This window comes from Pseudomonas sp. FG35 (assembly GCF_057809295.1).
On sequence record NZ_JBMDJR010000003.1, the window covers coordinates 322,015 to 338,933 of the forward strand.

The window sequence follows — 16,919 nt, forward strand, 5'->3', positions numbered from 1 at the left end:
GTCCGTGTGCGTTTATTACTGATCGAGGATGACGTGGCCCTCGGCGAGGGCATTCATCAGGCGCTGGGGCGCGAGGGCTACACGGTCGACTGGCTCAAGGACGGCAGCAGCGCCCTGCACGCCCTGCTCAGCGAAAACTTTGATCTGGCGGTGCTCGATCTCGGCCTGCCGCGCATGGATGGGCTCGAAGTCCTGCGTCGTCTGCGTGGCAGCGGTTCGAACCTGCCGGTGCTGATCCTCACCGCCCGCGATGCCACCGAAGACCGCATCGCGGGACTGGACGCCGGCGCCGACGACTACCTGATCAAGCCCTTCGACCTGGCCGAGCTCAAGGCCCGTCTGCGCGCCCTGCTGCGACGCAGTGCCGGACGCGCGCAGATGCTGATCGAACATGCCGGCATCAGCCTCAACCCCGGCACCCAGCAAGTCAGCTATCTGGGCCAACCGGTGGTGCTCACGCCCAAGGAATATCAGTTGCTGCACGAACTGCTCTCGCCGCCGGGTCGGGTCATGACACGCGACCACCTCACACAGCTGCTCTACGGCTGGAACGAAGAAGCCGAAAGCAACACGCTGGAAGTGCACATTCATCACCTGCGCAAGAAATTCTCCACCGACCTGATCCGCACCATTCGCGGCGTGGGTTATCTGGTGGAGGAGCGCCGATGACCTCGATCCGGCGCCGCACCCTGACCCTGATCATCGGCCTGATGCTCGCCGGTCTGACCGTGCTCAGCCTGTTCAATCTGCACGACAGCAACCACGAAATCGCCGAAGTCTACGACGCGCAACTGGCGCAGAACGCACGGTTGCTGCAAGGCGTGATGCGCATGCCGTTGCCGGGGCAGGAGCACGCGGATCTTTATCGGGCGTTCAACTCGGCCTTGGCTGAAGCCGTGCCCAAGGGTGACGGCCATCCCTACGAAAGAAAACTCGCCTTTCAGGTCTGGAATGCCAAGGGCGAAATCCTGGTGCATACCGCCAGCGCGCCCTCCTTCAGCACACCGCCAATCCAGCCAGGCTTCAGCGATGTGGTGGATCTGAACAAGCGCCACTGGCGGGCTTTTGTCCTGGAAGACAAACAGAACGGTTTGCGCATCTGGGTGGGTGAACGCGGTGACGTGCGAGCGGACCTGGTTGACCGGATTGTCCGCCATACCCTGTGGCCGAACGTGATCGGCAGCCTGATCCTGGCGGCGATGATCTGGCTGGCCATTGGCTGGGGGCTCAAGCCTCTGGCCAACATGGCGGCGACCCTGCGCGCCCGCCACAGCGGCTCCCTCGAACCGCTGCAACTGACGCCGCTGCCCAGCGAACTGGAACCAATGCAGGCAGCGCTCAACCGCATGCTTGCGCAGATCCAGGAAGTGCTCGGTCGCGAGCGCCGGTTCATCGCCGACGCCGCCCACGAAATGCGCACGCCACTGGCGGTACTGCGGGTGCATGCGCAAAACCTGCTGGAGGCCGGCACCGAACAGGAGCGTCGCGAGTCACTCGAATTTCTGATCGCCGGGGTGGATCGCACCAGCCGGCTGGTCAATCAGCTATTGACCATGGCCCGCCTTGAACCCAAGGCCAACGCGCCTGCCAAACAACGCATCGACCTTGGCGAAACCGTGCGCAACAGTCTGGTGCAGCTCACGCCATGGCTGCTGAGCAAGCATCTGGAACTGGCCTTCGACGTCAACGACCAGCCATTCCCTGTGCTCGCCGATGCCGCCACCATCGACATTGCCCTGAACAACCTCATCACCAACGCCGCCAGCTTCTCCCCGGAGCAAGGCGTGATCAGCGTGCAATTGACCAGGGCCGACGGGTTTTACCATTTGAGCGTTGAAGATCAGGGGCCGGGTATCGATGAAGCGGATCGGGCTCGACTGTTCGAGCGGTTCTACAGCCGGGGCAATCCCCAGGGTGCCGGGCTGGGGCTGACCATCGTCAATACCATCGCAACCCGTCTGGGTGGGCGAATCACACTGGAAAACCGGGTCGAAGGTGGCCTGAGGGCGACGTTGTCGATTCCCGCCGGTTGAACAGGTCTTGCGAGCGTTGAGTCATGGCGCAACCATCGGCGGCGCCTTGCCTTGCAGGGCGATCGAGTCGGTATCGGAGCGCTGCACCGTCTCCGGCACTGCCAACCAAAGCAGCACCAGCGCCGCCATTGCCACCGCCGCCAGGGTCACGAACGCAGCGCTGTAACCGGCCTCCTGAACCACAATCCCCGCCAGACTGTTGCTCAATGCCGCGCCCAGACCGAACACCGTTGAAATCGCCCCGAGACTGACATTGAAATGTCCGGTGCCCAGCGTCAGGTCTTTCACCACCACCGGAAACAGCGCGCCGAAAATCCCCGCGCCGATGCCATCGAGCAACTGCACCGAAACCAGCCACCACGGATCGTTCGACAGCACATACAGCACACCGCGCAATGGCAGGATCATAAACCCCGCCAGCAGCAACGGCTTGCGCCCCCACAGATCGGCCTTCGCCCCCACCAGCAGCGCGACCGGCACCATCACCAGTTGTGCCGCGACGATGCAGGCGGACGTGAGTGGCGTGGCCATCTGCAGATTGGCCTGCGCCAGTTTCTGACTCACCAGCGGCAACATCGCCGCGTTCGCCAGATGAAACAGCGCACAACAAATCGCGAACATCAGCAACGGTCGGTTGGTGAGCAATACGGAAAAGCCCGAAGGCTGCTTGCTCTGCCCCGTTTCGCTGGGTGAAAGACCTCGGGCGAGATCGTGGTCAATCGCATCTGCCGACACAAAGGAGACGGCAATCACGCTGGCCAGCGCCATGACCGCCATCAAATAAAACACCGCCACCGGGCCGAACAGGTACGCGGACAAACCGGCCAACAACGCAGCGCAGGCATTGCCCGCGTGGTTGAAGGTTTCATTGCGCCCGGTTCTTCGCGTAAACGCGCGAGGCCCGGTAATGCCAAGGGTGATCGCGCAAATGGCCGGCGCGAAAATCGCAGCGGCAGCAGCGCTGATGGCCTGCGTCAGCGCCACCAAGCTGAACGATGTCACGAACGGCAGCAACAGGCAGCTTCCGGTGACCACCAGCGCAACAATCGCTATCAGCGCCCGTTTGAAGCGTGTGCTGTCGACCAGCGCGCCTGCCGGGGTCTGGGTGATGAGCGCGGCGATCCCGGCAATCGTCATCACCAGACCAATGCTCGCCGGCTCCCAGTGGTGAACCGCCAGCAGGTAAATCGCCAAATAGGGCCCCAGGCCGTCACGCACGTCGGCGAGGAAAAAATTCAGGCTGTCGAGAGACAGGTTATTACGGCGATCGAGGTGAGTGGCCACGGGTAACGTCTTCGTTGTCGAGGTTCTGCGAGATGACTCAACCTCCGCAAATCGAATGACCTTTTGCCAAGCGTTTTAGTTGCATGAAACAGCCGTCTTTACTGGCCCATCAACAACTTGCGCTCGCCTTCGCACAAGCCCACGACGTAATCCCAGACCACCCGCAACCGCACCGATTTGTGCAACTCGCGCCGCGTACTGATCCAGTAACTGCGCTCAATGCTCTCATCCGGCAACAGCGCCACCAGATCCGGGTCCGACGCTGCCATGTAACAAGGCAGCACCGCAATCCCCAGCCCCGAGCGCGCGGCTTGTTGCTGGGCGATCACGCTGGTGCTGTGAAATACCACCCGAGGGTTGCGACAGAAACTGTTGAGGAACATCAGCTCCTGACTGAACAGCAGATCATCGACGTAGCCGATCCACGCGTGCCGGCCGAGATCTTCGCGACTGCGCAGCGGCGGTGCGTTGTCGAGATAGGCGCGGCTGGCATAAAGCGCGAGCCGGTAATCGGTGAGTTTGCGGGTGACCAGCATGTCCGCCGCCGGTCGTTCAAGGTGAATGCTGATTTCCGCCTCGCGGTTGAGGATGCTGACAAAGCGCGGCACCGCCACCAGTTCCACTTCCAGCCCAGGATAGCGTTCGAACAACCCGATCATGCGGCTGGCCAAAAACATGATGCCCAGCCCCTCCGTCACGCCAACGCGAATCTTGCCCAACGGTGCGGTGGATTGAGTGATTTCCTCCTGAGCCAGCAGCGCGACGTTCTCCATGGCTTCGGCATGCTTGAGCAGCGCCTCCCCCGCCGGGGTCATTTCGTAGCCCTGGGCATGCTGGACGAACAACGCGGTGCCGAGGCTTTTTTCGATGGCCTCGATATGCCGGGCCACGGTGGCGTGCGTGGTGTTCAGGCGGCGGGCGGCGGTGAGCAAGCGCCCGCTGCGTTGCAACTCGAGAAAGAACCGCAGGTCGTTCCAGTCGAACATGGCTTGTCCTTGTCGGCTATCGTCAGGAAGCGCTGTTTGAAAACGCACAGCGGCTGCGCAAAAACTAACATTCTTTTGACGAAAGCTAACAACTAGGATGACCGACAACAAAAACAATAAGCGAGGTCAGGGAATGCAGGCTTCCCTTGATGAATTCGATTACATCGTGGTCGGTGCCGGGCCGGCCGGATGTTTGCTGGCCAATCGGCTGTCGGCCGATCCACAGCAGCGCGTGCTGTTGCTGGAGGCCGGCGGGCGCGACAACTATCCGTGGATTCACATCCCCGTGGGTTACCTGTTCTGCATCGGTAACCCGCGCACCGACTGGTGCTTCAAGACCGAAGAACAACCGGGCCTCAACGGCCGCGCGCTGAGTTATCCGCGCGGCAAGGTGCTGGGCGGCTGTTCGTCGATCAACGGCATGATCTACATGCGTGGCCAGGCCAACGACTATGACGGCTGGGCCGCCGAGGGCAATCCGGGCTGGGCCTGGAACGATGTGCTGCCACTGTTCAAGCAGAGCGAAAACCACTTTGCCGGCGCAGCGGAATTCCATGGTGACAAGGGTGAATGGAGGGTCGAACGCCAGCGCCTGTCGTGGCCGATTCTCGATGCCTTCCGCAGCGCTGCCGAACAGAGCGGCATCGCCAGCATCGATGACTTCAACCAAGGCGACAACGAGGGTTGCGGCTACTTTCAGGTCAATCAGAAGGCCGGGGTGCGCTGGAATGCGGCGAAGGCGTTTCTGAAGCCGATCCGCGATCGGGCCAATCTAACGGTGTTGACCGAAGTCGAAGTGGATCGCGTGTTGTTCGAAGACGGTCGCGCCTCGAAGGTCAGCGCCCGTTGGCAAGGTCAACAAAAGAGCTTCAAGGCGCGCAAGGAGATCGTGTTGTGCGCCGGCTCCGTGGGCTCGCCGAGCATTCTGCAACGCTCCGGAATCGGCCCGCGCCCGCTGCTGGAAAAGCTCGGCATCGGCGTGGTGCATGAATTGCCGGGCGTCGGCGGCAACCTGCAGGATCACCTGCAACTGCGCCTGATCTACAAACTGGAAAACGCCCGCACCCTCAACCAGATCGCCGGTAGCGTGTGGGGCAAGATGGGCATGGGCCTGCGTTATCTGTATGACCGCAGCGGGCCGTTGTCGATGGCGCCGAGTCAGTTGGGCGCGTTTGCCCGCTCGGGGCCGGAACAGGCCTCGGCCAACCTCGAATATCACGTGCAGCCGCTGTCGCTGGAGCGTTTTGGCGAGCCGCTGCACAGCTTCCCCGCATTCACCGCGTCGGTGTGTGATTTGCGGCCGCAGAGCCGGGGCCGAATCGAAATCCGCGCCGCCGATCCGCAAACCGCGCCGCTGATTCAACCCAATTACCTCAGCCATCCCGAAGACCTGCGCGTGGCCGCCGATGCGATTCGCCTGACCCGGCGCATCGTCAGCGCCCCGGCCCTGCAAGCCTTCAATCCGGTGGAGTACCTGCCGGGCGCCAGCCTGCAAACCGAAGAACAACTGCACGCAGCGGCGGCGAAGATCGGCACGACGATTTTTCACCCGGTCGGCACCTGCCGCATGGGCAACGATGCGGACGCGGTGGTCGACGCACAGTTGCGCGTGCACGGTGTGCCGGGTCTGCGAATTGCCGATGCGTCGATCATGCCGCGCATCACCTCCGGCAACACCTGTTCGCCTACGCTGATGATTGCCGAGAAAGCGGCACAGTTGATTCTCAACCCAACCGCCCGGAGTTTTCCCGCCGAAGAAAAAGCACTGACCGCACTCTCTTGACCAAAGGAACAGCGGCGCCTGCCCACAGGCTCGGCGCCGACAGTGGAAACAACAAAAACAATCACTGTGAGGGATACCGATATGCCAGAACACGTTCAGCCTCTGGACGCCGTGCGCAGCACGGACGCCAGCCCCGATACCCGAAAGGTCATCTTCGCCTCGTCCCTGGGGACGGTGTTCGAGTGGTATGACTTTTTTCTCTACGGCGCCCTGGCGGCGGTCATCAGCAAGCAGTTCTTCGCCGGGGTCAACGACACCACCGCGTTCATCTTCGCACTGATGGCGTTCGCCGCAGGCTTCATCGTGCGGCCGTTCGGGGCGCTGGTGTTCGGGCGGTTGGGAGACATGATCGGGCGCAAATACACCTTCCTCGCGACCATCATCCTGATGGGTGTAGCGACGTTCGCCGTGGGCCTGCTGCCGACCTACGCCAGCATCGGCATCGCCGCGCCGATCATTCTGGTGGTGCTGCGCATGCTGCAGGGCCTTGCCCTCGGCGGCGAGTACGGCGGCGCCGCGACTTACGTGGCGGAACACGCGCCCATCGGCAAACGTGGTTTCCATACGAGCTGGATTCAATCCACCGCAACCCTCGGTCTGCTGCTGTCATTGCTGGTGGTGCTGGGTTGCCGCTACTTCACCGGCGATCAGTTCGAAGTCTGGGGCTGGCGCATTCCGTTCCTGCTGTCGATCGTGCTGCTGGGCATCTCCACCTGGATTCGCCTGAGCCTGCACGAGTCGCCGGCCTATCTGAAAATGAAAGAGGAAGGCAAGGCCAGCAAGGCGCCGATCCGCGAATCCTTCGGCAAATGGGAAAACCTCAAGGTCGTGCTGATCGCCCTGTTCAGCATCAACGCCGGCCAGGCGGTGACCTTTTATGCGGCGCAGTTCTACGTGCTGTTCTTCCTCACCCAGTTCCTGAAAATGGACCCGGCGGTGGCCAACAGTCTGCTGATAATCAGCGTGGTGATCGGCGCGCCGTTCTTCATCATTTTCGGCTGGCTGTCGGACAAGGTCGGGCGCAAACCGGTGCTGATGCTTGGCTTGCTGCTGGCCACCGCGCTGTACTTCCCGATCTTCAAATCCCTGGCCCACTACGCCAACCCGGCCATCGACCACGCCAGCCGACAGGCACCGATCACCGTGGTGGCCGACCCGGCGACCTGCACCTTCCAGTTCGATCCGGTGGGCAAGGCCAAATTCGACAGCCCGTGCGACAAGGTCAAGACCTTCCTGGTCAAGCAAGGCCTGCCCTACTCCAGCGTCGCCGCCCCAGCGGGCAGCACGGTGCAAGTGAGCGTCGGCGATGTGAAACTCGACGGCTTCGACGAGGCGGCACTGCGCGGCGCCATCACCCTCGCCGGTTATCCGCAACAGGCTGACCTGCAGCAGATCAACAAACCGATGATCGTGGCCCTGATCGTCGGCCTGATCATCATCTCGGCCATGTGCTACGGCCCGCTCGCGGCGCTGATGGTCGAACTGTTTCCGACCCGCATCCGCTACACCTCGATGTCCCTGCCGTATCACATTGGCAACGGCTGGTTCGGCGGTTTCCTGCCGACCGTGTCGTTTGCGCTGGTGGTGTACACCGGGGATATTTTCTACGGGCTGTGGTACCCGGTGTTGATTACAGGGGTGAGCCTGGTGGTGGGGATGATTTGCTTGCGTGAGACCAAGAATATCGACCTCGACAAGAACTGATACATCCACTAAGCCGCTTCAAGTTAAACCTTGAAGCGGCTTTTTTTGCTGCACTTTAGTAATCGACAAATTGATGGCACTTCAATACCATCTTGCTTCCAGCAGATACTCCAGCCTCTTCACTCGATCAGCGAAATATCGCCACAGCCATCAAGGACGAAAACGTGATTTCTACACCCCAGTTCGATGAAGCTGAACTACTAACCCTGATAGATAGAATGTTGCGCACACTTCCAGGCGGAAACGGAGGAAAAGCAAAAATCAGACAAGTTACGCAGAGGCAGGAACGCTACAGGGGTGGTTATGATGCTGTCGCAACAAGCGTCAAGCCTTTTTACATACAGGCTAAAACTTCAAGCTTCCATTCCTACAAATCAAGCAGCGAAATAATCTCTTCGCGAGAATCAATTCCGTTAAATACCAAACCAGGCGTTTTCACATTTTATCTACGCAAGCACAAGGGAACTGACGAGCCGCTGCAACACAATGCATTGTATTGGTTGTCACTTCGCTCTACTGCAGCCTATGTATGCCCAACTTTCGTTTCTGAAAACGAACTCGACACCCGAATTGATTTGGCCATTGTGTTAAAACGGCATCAGGTCTGGGAATATCTCAATAACGATTACACGGATGCTAGCACTGGCAAAACACAGTCTTTTTTTACTCGACACTTCAATGGGCTGATCACCATCGTTCCTCATCGTTTGGTAGATCATTACCTCCACCGCTATAGCTACGACAAATCCACCACGCCGAGTATCGTTTTTCACTCAGATCCAGAATCTGTCGGCTTCGCACAACCATGGAACTCATTTTTTAACGGTCTGACAAATTCAAGCCAGAGTCCAGACGTGACATCCGAGAATAAGGTATTTCAACCCGTCGGGATCGATACGCTCAGAAACATCCAGCTCAACTGGATAGATGAAGCGTTTGACACTGAGATCTCTGGTCTGATGATGAAACCCTCGGATGTTTCGCAGGCGCTCCACTCGGCCAACCTTTCAAACTCTACAAATTTCGACAGATCTACCAGTGCGATAAACTATTTGAGAAAACTGGACGGACTTGATCTTTCGGCTTTCTTTGGTTCGTTTCTCAAAGAAAAATATAGCATCCATCAAAATATCTTGTTCCAAAGCGAGTGATCGACTTCGTTACTCCATCAATCTCCAAGTCGACTCTTCTCCTGCTTTCATGAATGCATGACTATACAAGCCCGTTATCGATTTCCGACTGACGGGCACCTTTTACATTCATCCATCGACATCTATAACTTCAAACTTCACCTGATCGGGATAAAACGCCACATAGTCCTTGATCTGGCTCACAGAAATCTTCGGATGTTCGTACGTCCACACCGCATTCGCCCCCTCATGCCCCGGCACTTGCAGACTGAAATAGTTGGCATCGCCCTTGTACGGGCAGTAGGTGGTGTGGTCGGTGCGGGCGAAGTACTTCTCGTCGATGTCCTCGCGGGGGATGTAGTAGACCGGCGGGTAATTGGCTTCGAGCAGCACCAGCGCCCGAGCTGAGGCGGCGACCTGTATGCCGTGGAATTTCACAAGCAGGCAGCCTGGCTGCTCGGCGATGGTGATGACGGGACTGGGACCGGACGTTTTCATCGGTTTCTCCTGACGGCGGCGAGGGCACCGGTTCAGGTATAACCCATGCGGAGGAATCTCGTCGGGTTCGCAGCCGAACGGCCTTTCTTCAATCAGATATGACCGCCGCTTGCGGAGGCGACGGTTTCTGGTTTCATATCACGCGCAAAGCGGCCAAAACGCCGATCGACAGGAGTCATCATGCGTAAGGATTACCTGGCTTTTTTCATCTCGCTGTTCCTCTCGCGGCTGGCGGATCAGATCCTGTTGTTCATCGTGCCGCTGGTGGTATTCCAGACCACCAACAGCGCGTCTTGGGCGGGGCTTGCATTCTTCGTCGAGTCGCTGCCGCGCTTTCTCGCGTTTCCGTTGTGCGGGGCCCTGTGCGACAAGTTCTCGCCCATCAGGATTCTGCACATCAGTCAGGTCTACCGGGCGCTGCTCTGCGTGTTGGCGGTAGGGCTTTATGCCGTCTTCGGCGGTATCGCGTGGCTTGTGGTGCTGTCTGCGCTGTGCGGCGTGCTGACCACTCAGGGCATCATGGCCCGCGAAGTGCTGATGCCGCATATTTTCCAGCACTACAGCTACACCAAAACCCTGTCCTACTCGCAGATAGCCGACCAGACCGGACTGGTTCTGGGCCCCTTGGTGGCGGCATTGCTGCTGGAGGTTTCGGCCTGGCACTGGGTGGTGCTGTGGGTGGCCGGGCTGTTCTTGCTGGCCGACCTGAGCATGCGGGTGTGGCAACGTTTCAGTCGTATCACCCTCGAGGTTTTCGAGCAGCATCAGGACATCTGGCTGCAGCCTCTGCGCATCGCGTTCAGGCATATCCGCGAACGGGCGGAGCTGAAAAAGATCATCGCCCTGGCGGTCGGGGTCAACCTGATTGTCGGGGTCACTCTGGCCACTTCGGCGGCCATGGTGCTCGGTCAATACAGCGCCGGCAAGGACGACTATGCCGTGCTGCAAGCGGCTGGCGCGGTGACCACCATCGTGATTCTGTTTTTCCTCGCCCGGGTGGTATTGCCGTTGCGCGTACTGGGTGGGGTTGCCTGTTCGATGCTTGCCGCCGGCGCCTTCATCAGCGCCCTGAGCCCGAACCTGGCGGGTTATGTGCTGGGTTTCCTGCTGATCGTCGGCTTCGACAAGATGTTCAACGTCTACATGCGCAGCATTCGCCAGCGAGTCATTCCCCCGCAGGACTTCGGCAAGACCGTGGGCGTGATCACTCTGCTCAACAACTTGTCACAACCGCTGGCCGGTCTGCTGGTCGCACTGCTCGCCGCGCCATTGGGGACACAACGTGTGATTCTGATTCTGGCCGTGCTGGCGACGCTGCTGGGCGTAGCGGCGCTCTGGTGGTTTGCCAGAGTCCGTAACGCCCCCGTCACGTCGATTCTCGAGACCGAGCAGTAACGGATTTCACTATCGTGGAGCGATGTCCGAAAACAAAAAAACCGCAGCCTGTGAAGGACTGCGGTTTTTTTTGGACTCAGATCACGCGACGATATCGGTCGCCACCGCCTGCCCCACCACACCCACCGCGAAGTCCACCGAGCCCTGGCCTGTGAGGTCGATCATCAGGCTGGTCTGGTTGGTCTGTTCGAAGTACGTGAGGATTGCGTCGCCGGCGTGGCCAGTGAAGCCGCTGACGAAGTTCAGCGTGGCTGCGCCGGTGGCGAACCCGGCGATGCCCGACAGGTCGATCTTGTCCAGGCCGCTGGTGAAATCCATGATCCAGTCCGGCGCGGTCATGGTCGAGTCGCTGGCCGCGCCGAACACGAAGGTGTCTGCGCCTTCACCGCCCCACAGCGAATCACCGCCGCCACCGCCATAAATGATGTCGTTGCCGGCACCGCCGATCAGATCGTTGGCCGCCGCGTTGCCGATCAGCAGGTCACTGCCCGAACCGCCAATGGCATTTTCCACGGTCACACCGTGGGCGATGGACACGTTGCCCACCAGACCGCCGACATCGGAGAACGAGCCTTCGTTGAGGTTGATCTTCTGGTTTTGGTTGAAGCCGGAGAAATCCAGGGTGTCATTGCCGCCGCCGTCCCACACCGAGAACACCACTTTCGAGGTGTTCGAGGTGGCGCTGTAGAAGTCGCGATCAGCGTTGGAGTTGAAGCCGTACACGGTGTTGTCGGCACGGGTTTCGAAGTTGGCGCCGTAGAGTTTCTGCACCGCGACGATGTCGTCCATCAACGGTGCCGAGGCGTAGGCGCCGCTGCCGTCCTTGCTGAAGTTCTGGTCGGTGTTGGCTTCGCTCCAGTAGCTCATCAGGCTGTAGCCACGGGTGTCTTCGGCGTATTTGGCGTCGCCGTAGGTCGGGTTGCCGTTGCCGGCGTTGTAGGCGCCCGGGTGCGACAGGCCGAGGGTGTGGCCGATTTCGTGGGTCAGGGTCTGACGCCCGTAGTTGTTGGCGTCCGGGGTCTTGTTGACCTGGTACTGATCGTTGATCAGGTACCACGATTGACCGTCGTAGCTGCTGCCCTGCGGCAGGTAGGCGAACGCTGCGCCGCCGGTGCTGACGTCGTAGTTGCCGAAAGTCATGTGGCCGTCACCGCCCTTGCCTTCGGTGAAGGTCACGTTGGCCACGTCCGACCACGATTGCATCGCCAGCACGGCCTGGGCCTTTTGCTGGGCACTGAACTCGCTGAAGTTGCCGAGTTTGGGGTTGTAGTTCGACGGTTTGTCGGTCAGGAACGTGTAGGTCAGATCAATCTTGCCGTCGGCATTCTTGTCCTGCCACGACATGCCCTTGCGCAGGATTTCGTCAGCGGCCTGGTCGGCGGTGAACGACGGTTTGCCATTGACGGTGCCGGTGCCCCGGTCGTACAGGTGACTGAAGGTGTCGACGGCGGTGTAGGCGCTGCTGGCCTGGGAGGAAGGTTGAGACATGGTGTACGTCCTTGTTTCTGAAGAGTCAGTGTCAGACAGAAAAACGGCGATCTTCTGGCGAGATCGTCCTGTCACTCGCCTTGTCAGGCAGATTGAACCTGCCACAGCCGCCAACGGGGACGCTAATCAATTTCTCGATAGCGTCCCGGATTGCCCCGACGCGCGCTGTCATGACCGGCAATCCTTTTATCTGTATATCCATACAGATAAAAGTTGCCCGAACGCCCGAGTCAGGCCATCCTGTGCGCCTCTTCGGGCAATGATCGACGACGGTGGTTATGCGGCTGTACCTCTGTGAAAAACCCTCCCAGGCCAAGGACATTGCGGCCGTACTCGGCGCAAAGCGTCGGGGCGACGGCTGCTGGCTGGGAACGGACGTCACGGTGACCTGGTGCATCGGCCACCTGCTGGAAACCGCGCCGCCGGACGCCTACGACGCCAAATACAAGCGCTGGGTGCTGGCCGACCTGCCGATCATCCCCGACAAATGGAAAATGACTGTCAAGCCGCGTACCGCCAGCCAGTACAAGGCGGTCAAGCGCCTGCTCGGCAAGGCCAGCGAACTGATCATCGCCACCGACGCCGACCGTGAAGGCGAGATGATCGCCCGTGAGCTGGTCGAGCACTGTCGCTATCGCGGGCCGATCCGCCGCTTGTGGCTGTCGGCGCTGGACGAAGCCTCGATTCGCAAGGCGTTGGCGGCACTCAAACCGGGCGCCGAAACCTTCAGCCTGTACCACTCGGCATTGGGGCGCTCGCGGGCCGACTGGCTGATCGGGATGAACATGAGTCGTCTGTTCACCCTGCTCGGCCGGCAATCAGGCTATCAAGGCGTGCTGCCGGTGGGCCGGGTGCAGACACCGACTCTGCGACTGGTGGTGGATCGCGACCGCAGCATCGCCGATTTCGTGCCGGTCGCGTACTGGGCCATCGACGTGCAACTGCTGCACGGAGGCACGCCGTTCACCGCGCAATGGCGTGCACCGAACGATGCCTGTGACGATCAGGATCGCTGCCTCAATCAAGCCCTCGCCCAGCAAGCGGCCGCCGCAATCAGCAGCGCTGCCAGCGCCCGGGTGGTCAAGCTGCGCACCGAACGCATGCGCGAAGTGGCGCCCCTGCCCTTCGATCTGGGCACCTTGCAGGAAGTCTGTTCGAAGAAGCTCGGCCTCGGTGCCCAGGAAACCCTCGACATCGCCCAGGCCCTCTACGAAACCTACAAAGTCATCACCTACCCGCGCAGCGACTGCGGCTACCTGCCCCTGAGCCAGCACAACGAGGCGCCGGGGATTCTCGCAGCGCTGCGTCAGGCCGACCCGAGCCTCGAAGCGCTGCGCGAGCATCTGGAACCACAGCGTCGCTCCCGCGCCTGGAACGACGCCAAGGTCAGCGCTCACCACGGCATCATCCCGACCGCTGCCGCAAAGAATCTGGAACGCCTGACCGGCAAGCACCGCGCGGTCTACACGCTGATTCGCGCTCGGTATCTGGCGCAGTTCCTGCCCAATCACGAATACGATCGCACTCAGGCCGATTTCGATTGCGCCGGTGAAGCCTTGCGCGCGGTCGGCAAGCAGATCATCGAACCGGGCTGGAAACGCGCGTTGCCCGAAGCGCTGGCCCCGGCCAAGGGCCGTGAAGCCCCCGCGCCACAAACACTACCGACATTGACCCAGGGTGCCGAATGCGCCGTGGCGGACGTGAAGCTCAAGGACCTGTGGACGCAACCGCCCAAGCCCTACACCGAAGGCGACCTGATCAAGGCGATGAAGAACGTCGCCAAACTGGTGGAAGATCCGCTGCTCAAGCAGAAACTCAAGGACACCACCGGCATCGGCACCGAGGCCACCCGCGCCTCGATCATTCAAGGGTTGCTGGATCGCGGCTATCTGGTGAAAAACGGCAAGGCGCTGTCCGCCACGCCCGCCGCGTTCAGCCTGATCGACGCCGTTCCGCGCGCGATTGCCGACCCCGGGACCACGGCGATCTGGGAGCAGGCGCTGGACATGGTGCAGAACGGCGAGATGAGTCTTGAAGAGTTCGTCACCAAACAGGCCGCGTGGATGAGTAAGCAAGTCACCCGATGCGCCGGGCTCAGTCTGACCATCAGCGGCCCGCCACCTGCCGGCAAGGCCGCTGCGCCATGGAAGAACAAACGCAAGTCCACTCGGCGCAAAACCACCGGAACCAGCAAACGCTCGGCAAAACCAGCCAAATAGCCCGCTGCACGCTACTGTTTCTGCAGTGATGGTCAGGAGGCAGCCGCATGTCGGTCATCGAACTGCGTGTCGCCCGGCGCGACGAACTGGAAACCCTCGAAAACCTGATGCAGTTCTACACCTACGACTTCAGCGAGTGGCTGCCGCTGAAGCTGGGCGGACATGGTTTCTTCCCGATCCATTTGAAAGACGATTACTGGCGCCAACCGGCGACCCGACCATTCCTGATCCACGTCGACGGTGAACTGGCGGGGTTCGTGACCGTGGATGACCACCTCCTGATCGAGGGCGCCGACTACAACATCGGCTACTTCTTCGTCAGCCGGCGCTGGCGTGGCCAAGGCGTCGCGCAGTTTGTCGCCTCTGCCCTCTTGAGCCACCTGCCCGGTCGATGGCAGATTTTCCATGTCGACGCGAACCTGCCTGCACAGCGGTTCTGGGCCCGGCTCATCCCCGAGCTGAGCGGCGGCGACTTTACCCGCCAGACCGGAACCGTGGACGGCTATCCCTGCACGTTCTACTGCCTGCGCAGCCTTTCTCCCGCTGTCTGAAGTCCTCTTTTTCATTCCAGAATGACTTTGTCCGACAATATGTAGTGAGCAAAAATAATCACTACAAAACCGTTGACGGCGTCGTTTGGCTTTTGCATGATGCAGACGTCTCCCCGATCGGGAGCACTGGCAACACGCTTGAGCAAGCTCGTCTGACCGCCGAGCTGTTTTTTCCGGATACACGCTGCCCACAAGGCAGATTGAAGAAGCTGACCTGGCCTGAACGTCCAGTACAAGGACGAGAAGCGCTGGCGAAAATTCTCAAGACGCTTGTGGTCGACCCTGAAAACGTCGTCAAGGAGCCTCCCGGTTTTCGCTGCTTCTCCTCGTTGTGACGCTATTGCGTAGCAGTTATTCAACACGACTACATGCAACAGACGCATGACCCCGTACTTCACACGGGCGACCGCTGACGTCCTGGTTTCGGTGCCAGGGATCAACTAACCGATGGGCTACCTGTATTAGCGAATCAACTTTGAAAGATCACCAGACTGGTCAAGGGGCAATATCATGAATCTGAACAATCAACCTACTATCGAAGAACTGGCTCGTATGTTCGCTGCGCAAAAAGACAGCCACGACAGCCATATTCTGTGGATCAGCAAGTCGGGTCAGGTCCATATCGACTGCCTGTCGCCCCATGCTGGTGAAGAAGAGTTCGACCGGAACAACCAGAACCTGCTGGCCCGCCTGAAGATGTACCGCCGCGGCCACGGCTATGTCGGCAAAAAAGCCGCGGCCGACAAGGACTTCATCGGTAATGTTCTGCAAACGCTGAAACAGGCGTGGGACTCGATGCAAAACAACAACGAAGTTCGGGTGATTGATCGGTTTTGCTAAGTTAAAACTTCAATAAAAAGGGCCTGCTTCGAAAACGAAGCAGGCCCTTTTTATTGCTCGCCAAAAAAGCTCATGAACGAGTTTCCAGCACCAGCTTCATGAAAGCCTCAGCCGCCGCACTGTGATAGTTGTTCTGGCGCCGCAATAACGCCGCTCCCCGCTGCGGCGCCTCGCTTTCGACACGCAACCGGCGCAACGCCCGGTCCTCGGTCGCAATCGCCTCCGGCAACATGGTCGCAATCGGCGCATGCCGGATCACTTCCAGCAACGTACTCACCGAGTTCACCTCGATCTGCACCTTGGGCGTGATGCCGTGCTGACGGAAATACTCGTCAATCGATAGCCGCGTGATGAAATCCGGCGCCAGCAAGGCGAAATCCAGCTGCGCAATGTCATCCGGGGTCAGCACCGATGAGCTGTCGTACAGCGGATGCTCGCGCCCGACCATCACCCCCAACGTCTCGACAAATGCCGGAATGCATTCAATGTCCGGATTGCGCACTGGCGTGAAGGCAATCGCGATATCCAGCGAGTCATCCGCCAGCCCGGCCTCGATGTCGTCCATCGACAACTCGAAAATCTCCAGGTGAATCCCCGGATACCGCGCCACGTAATCGCGCACCAACGGCCCCACCAGATACGCTATGAACGTCGGTGTCATGGCCAGGCGCAGCGAGCCTCGGGACAGGTCCTTCACGTCATGCAACGCGCGCTTGCCCGCCTCCAGTTCCACCAGTACCCGTCGTGCGCATTCGATATAGGCCTGGCCGGCGTCAGTGGGTTTGACCGAGCGCGAGGTGCGGTCGAACAGATCCACACCGAGGCTTTCTTCCAGTTGGCGGATCTGTTGCGACAAGGTCGGCTGCGACACGTGCAGCGCCTCGGCCGCCCGGGTGAAGCCGCCGTGATCGGCCACAGCCAGCAGGTATCGCAAATGTCGCAGCAGCATGGGACGCTCCATCTATAGGCAGTGCTTATGCTTTGCATTGTATATCGGTCTTGGACGCT

At 60.1% G+C, this 16,919-nt stretch carries 15 protein-coding genes; 10 read left to right on the plus strand and 5 right to left on the minus strand.

Annotated features, from left to right (window positions below; translation table 11 throughout):
- The first annotated feature begins 6 nt into the window (after positions 1–6).
- Together ACODTD_RS08020 and ACODTD_RS08025 are read left to right on the plus strand one after the other, a co-directional pair.
- Positions 7–669, plus strand: coding sequence for a response regulator (locus ACODTD_RS08020; protein ID WP_011334726.1), 663 nt, complete (start codon positions 7–9; stop codon positions 667–669).
- Positions 666–2,033: an ATP-binding protein gene (locus ACODTD_RS08025; protein WP_236195996.1), complete on the plus strand. Its 1,368-nt coding sequence runs from the start codon at positions 666–668 to the stop codon at positions 2,031–2,033. The genes ACODTD_RS08020 and ACODTD_RS08025 overlap by 4 nt, the downstream gene beginning before the upstream one ends.
- A gap of 21 nt (positions 2,034–2,054) precedes the next feature.
- On the opposite strand, the gene ACODTD_RS08030 is transcribed toward ACODTD_RS08025, so the two are convergent.
- Both ACODTD_RS08030 and ACODTD_RS08035 read right to left on the minus strand, forming a co-directional pair.
- Positions 2,055–3,317: an MFS transporter gene (locus ACODTD_RS08030; protein ID WP_489104705.1), complete on the minus strand. Its 1,263-nt coding sequence runs from the start codon at positions 3,315–3,317 to the stop codon at positions 2,055–2,057.
- A gap of 98 nt (positions 3,318–3,415) precedes the next feature.
- Complete coding sequence (locus ACODTD_RS08035; protein WP_285358278.1) at positions 3,416–4,303, minus strand: LysR family transcriptional regulator; 888 nt, start codon at positions 4,301–4,303, stop codon at positions 3,416–3,418.
- Positions 4,304–4,436: 133 nt separating this feature from the next.
- Here ACODTD_RS08035 and ACODTD_RS08040 point away from each other — a divergent pair, with 133 nt between their 5' ends.
- The 3 genes from ACODTD_RS08040 (at position 4,437) to ACODTD_RS08050 (ending at position 8,941) form a co-directional block, all read left to right on the plus strand.
- A complete protein-coding gene (locus ACODTD_RS08040; protein ID WP_489104706.1) occupies positions 4,437–6,086 on the plus strand; it encodes a GMC family oxidoreductase in 1,650 nt (549 codons plus the stop codon).
- A gap of 81 nt (positions 6,087–6,167) precedes the next feature.
- On the plus strand, positions 6,168–7,790 hold the full coding sequence (locus tag ACODTD_RS08045; protein ID WP_285358282.1) for an MFS transporter: 1,623 nt from the start codon (positions 6,168–6,170) through the stop codon (positions 7,788–7,790).
- A 164-nt stretch (positions 7,791–7,954) separates the two neighbouring features.
- Positions 7,955–8,941 (plus strand): hypothetical protein, encoded by a 987-nt coding sequence (locus ACODTD_RS08050; RefSeq protein WP_011334732.1) that lies wholly within the window; start codon positions 7,955–7,957, stop codon positions 8,939–8,941.
- 108 nt (positions 8,942–9,049) lie between these two features.
- Here the strand turns inward: ACODTD_RS08050 and ACODTD_RS08055 are convergent, their stop codons facing one another.
- Positions 9,050–9,418 (minus strand): DUF427 domain-containing protein, encoded by a 369-nt coding sequence (locus tag ACODTD_RS08055; protein WP_011334733.1) that lies wholly within the window; start codon positions 9,416–9,418, stop codon positions 9,050–9,052.
- Between the two features lie 180 nt (positions 9,419–9,598).
- Between ACODTD_RS08055 and ACODTD_RS08060 the strand changes: the two genes are divergently transcribed.
- Positions 9,599–10,813: an MFS transporter gene (locus ACODTD_RS08060; RefSeq protein WP_011334734.1), complete on the plus strand. Its 1,215-nt coding sequence runs from the start codon at positions 9,599–9,601 to the stop codon at positions 10,811–10,813.
- An 81-nt stretch (positions 10,814–10,894) separates the two neighbouring features.
- Here the strand turns inward: ACODTD_RS08060 and ACODTD_RS08065 are convergent, their stop codons facing one another.
- On the minus strand, positions 10,895–12,301 hold the full coding sequence (locus ACODTD_RS08065) for a serralysin family metalloprotease (protein WP_285358286.1): 1,407 nt from the start codon (positions 12,299–12,301) through the stop codon (positions 10,895–10,897).
- 278 nt (positions 12,302–12,579) lie between these two features.
- Here ACODTD_RS08065 and ACODTD_RS08070 point away from each other — a divergent pair, with 278 nt between their 5' ends.
- The 4 genes from ACODTD_RS08070 to ACODTD_RS08085 all read left to right on the plus strand — a co-directional run bounded on the left by ACODTD_RS08070 (position 12,580) and on the right by ACODTD_RS08085 (position 15,911).
- Positions 12,580–14,520 carry a DNA topoisomerase III gene (locus ACODTD_RS08070; protein ID WP_285358288.1) on the plus strand — a complete coding sequence of 647 codons (1,941 nt, stop codon included), beginning with the start codon at positions 12,580–12,582 and terminating at the stop codon, positions 14,518–14,520.
- 47 nt (positions 14,521–14,567) lie between these two features.
- Positions 14,568–15,071 (plus strand): GNAT family N-acetyltransferase, encoded by a 504-nt coding sequence (locus ACODTD_RS08075; protein WP_221614466.1) that lies wholly within the window; start codon positions 14,568–14,570, stop codon positions 15,069–15,071.
- 44 nt (positions 15,072–15,115) lie between these two features.
- Positions 15,116–15,406 (plus strand): hypothetical protein, encoded by a 291-nt coding sequence (locus ACODTD_RS08080; RefSeq protein WP_181457876.1) that lies wholly within the window; start codon positions 15,116–15,118, stop codon positions 15,404–15,406.
- A gap of 175 nt (positions 15,407–15,581) precedes the next feature.
- Positions 15,582–15,911 (plus strand): hypothetical protein, encoded by a 330-nt coding sequence (locus tag ACODTD_RS08085; protein WP_011334739.1) that lies wholly within the window; start codon positions 15,582–15,584, stop codon positions 15,909–15,911.
- A 70-nt stretch (positions 15,912–15,981) separates the two neighbouring features.
- Here the strand turns inward: ACODTD_RS08085 and cynR are convergent, their stop codons facing one another.
- On the minus strand, positions 15,982–16,860 hold the full coding sequence (cynR, locus tag ACODTD_RS08090) for a transcriptional regulator CynR (protein ID WP_489104707.1): 879 nt from the start codon (positions 16,858–16,860) through the stop codon (positions 15,982–15,984).
- Positions 16,861–16,919 lie beyond the last annotated feature (59 nt).

What these genes read in the sequence shown, in the direction of transcription:
- ACODTD_RS08060 (WP_011334734.1), top strand. Translation starts at nt 9,599, where the DNA reads ATGCGTAAGGATTACCTGGCTTTTTTCATCTCGCTGTTCCTCTCGCGG.
- ACODTD_RS08065 (WP_285358286.1), bottom strand. Translation starts at nt 12,301, where the DNA reads ATGTCTCAACCTTCCTCCCAGGCCAGCAGCGCCTACACCGCCGTCGAC.
- ACODTD_RS08075 (WP_221614466.1), top strand. Translation starts at nt 14,568, where the DNA reads ATGTCGGTCATCGAACTGCGTGTCGCCCGGCGCGACGAACTGGAAACC.
- ACODTD_RS08040 (WP_489104706.1), top strand. Translation starts at nt 4,437, where the DNA reads ATGCAGGCTTCCCTTGATGAATTCGATTACATCGTGGTCGGTGCCGGG.
- cynR (WP_489104707.1), bottom strand. Translation starts at nt 16,860, where the DNA reads ATGCTGCTGCGACATTTGCGATACCTGCTGGCTGTGGCCGATCACGGC.
- ACODTD_RS08045 (WP_285358282.1), top strand. Translation starts at nt 6,168, where the DNA reads ATGCCAGAACACGTTCAGCCTCTGGACGCCGTGCGCAGCACGGACGCC.
- ACODTD_RS08085 (WP_011334739.1), top strand. Translation starts at nt 15,582, where the DNA reads ATGAATCTGAACAATCAACCTACTATCGAAGAACTGGCTCGTATGTTC.
- ACODTD_RS08055 (WP_011334733.1), bottom strand. Translation starts at nt 9,418, where the DNA reads ATGAAAACGTCCGGTCCCAGTCCCGTCATCACCATCGCCGAGCAGCCA.
- ACODTD_RS08070 (WP_285358288.1), top strand. Translation starts at nt 12,580, where the DNA reads ATGCGGCTGTACCTCTGTGAAAAACCCTCCCAGGCCAAGGACATTGCG.
- ACODTD_RS08035 (WP_285358278.1), bottom strand. Translation starts at nt 4,303, where the DNA reads ATGTTCGACTGGAACGACCTGCGGTTCTTTCTCGAGTTGCAACGCAGC.
- ACODTD_RS08025 (WP_236195996.1), top strand. Translation starts at nt 666, where the DNA reads ATGACCTCGATCCGGCGCCGCACCCTGACCCTGATCATCGGCCTGATG.